This window comes from Leucobacter sp. M11, assembly GCF_035726885.1.
In the GTDB taxonomy this organism is placed as follows: domain Bacteria; phylum Actinomycetota; class Actinomycetes; order Actinomycetales; family Microbacteriaceae; genus JAPFRB01.
In genome coordinates this window covers 672,705-674,096 of the sequence record NZ_JAPFRB010000003.1, presented here as the reverse complement: position 1 = coordinate 674,096, position 1,392 = coordinate 672,705, and the positions used below count along the sequence as shown (strand labels likewise).

Genomic DNA, 1,392 nt, shown 5'->3' with positions numbered 1-1,392 from the left:
GTGTGCGAGCGGGTGGGGTACAGCTTCGAGATAACCGCGGTCTTCGCCTTGGGGCCGGCCTCGATTGCGGCGCGCATACCGGCGCCGCCGGCGCCGACGATCACAACGTCGAACTGGTGGTAGTGAACGCCGTCGACGGTCTTGACGTCTTCCCCAGCGTGGGTGTTCGTAGTCACAGTGATGATTCTCCGATCAGAAAACGTTTAGAGGTCGGCGCAGAAGGAGGCGACCAGGCTGGGGTCGCTCACCTCGGGGCACGGGTTGAACGTGAAGACGACGAGGGTGCCGAGCAGAATCAGCACGGCGCTCGCCGCGAAGAGGGCGCCCTTGAGGATCTTGGCCGTTGCGGGCTTCGAGGCGTAGTCGTTCACGATGGTGCGCATGCCGTTCGCGCCGTGGATCAGCGCGAGCCAGAGCATGAGCACGTCCCAGACGCGCCAGAAGGGATCGGCCAGCTTGCCGCCGACGAAGCCGAAGCTGATCGCCTTGATGCCGTCACCGAGCATCAGGTTGAAGAAGAGGTGCCCGAAGATGAGAACGACGAGCAGCACGCCGGAGGCGCGCATGTAGATCCAGCCCCACTTTTCCCAGTTCTGGGCCTTGGCGCGGGGGGACGTGTGAGCCTGACGGGGAGCGTCAATGGAAGTCATGATGCGTTTTCTCCTTCGCGCCTAGTGGCTGAACACGTTGATCAGGTGACGCGGGGTGAACCCGATCATCACGACGGCCCAGAGCGCGATGACGATCCAGAACATGGCGCGCTGATACTTCGTGCCCTTCGACCAGTAGTCGACGAGGATGATCCGCAGGCCGTTGAGCGCGTGGAAGGCGATGGCGCCGACGAGGGCGACCTCACCGAGGCCCATGATGGGCGTCTGGTACGCGCCGATGACCTTGTTGTAGGCCTCGGGGCTGACCCGGATGAGGGCCGTGTCCAGCACGTGTACGAGCAGGAAGAAGAAGATGGCAACACCGGTGATCCGGTGCAACACCCACGACCACATGCCTTCGTTTCCGCGGTAGAGCGTGCCTCCCACGGACGAGCGGCGCTTCTCCTTTGGCCGCGCGGTCCCTGCCGATTGCGTTGACACCGAACATCCTCCTCAGCTGCGATAGACCGGTTTCGGCCCAGCGATTGGTGCGCAGGGCATCACGGGCAGCGGCTGACTCGCAAGAGAACCGGGTCGTCCGACGCGCGAAACTGTGAACACTCTGCGCATTCAATTATGGCACCCCTTTGCGGTGTAGTGAGCCACCCGAGCGCCCGACTCGGCGCACCCCTCGCTTTCTTGCCCGCCCAGGCGCGTTTTCGACAGCCCAGCACGGTTCACACAACCGATTTCGAGGGGCTTTCTCGTGATGACAACGGTTTCGCACGTTCGGTCCGCCGGT

General features: G+C 63.4%; 3 protein-coding genes. All 3 read right to left on the bottom strand.

Going from position 1 to position 1,392, the window contains the following annotated elements:
- Window positions 1-176: FAD-binding protein (locus OOT08_RS11620; protein ID WP_325092926.1), on the bottom strand; the 176-nt coding region annotated here is incomplete at its 3' end.
- 27 nt (window positions 177-203) lie between these two features.
- Window positions 204-650 carry a succinate dehydrogenase hydrophobic membrane anchor subunit gene (locus OOT08_RS11615; protein ID WP_325092792.1) on the bottom strand — a complete coding sequence of 149 codons (447 nt, stop codon included), beginning with the start codon at window positions 648-650 and terminating at the stop codon, window positions 204-206.
- Between the two features lie 21 nt (window positions 651-671).
- Entirely contained in the window at window positions 672-1,091 is a 420-nt protein-coding gene (sdhC, locus tag OOT08_RS11610; RefSeq protein ID WP_325092790.1) for a succinate dehydrogenase, cytochrome b556 subunit, read from the bottom strand.
- Window positions 1,092-1,392 lie beyond the last annotated feature (301 nt).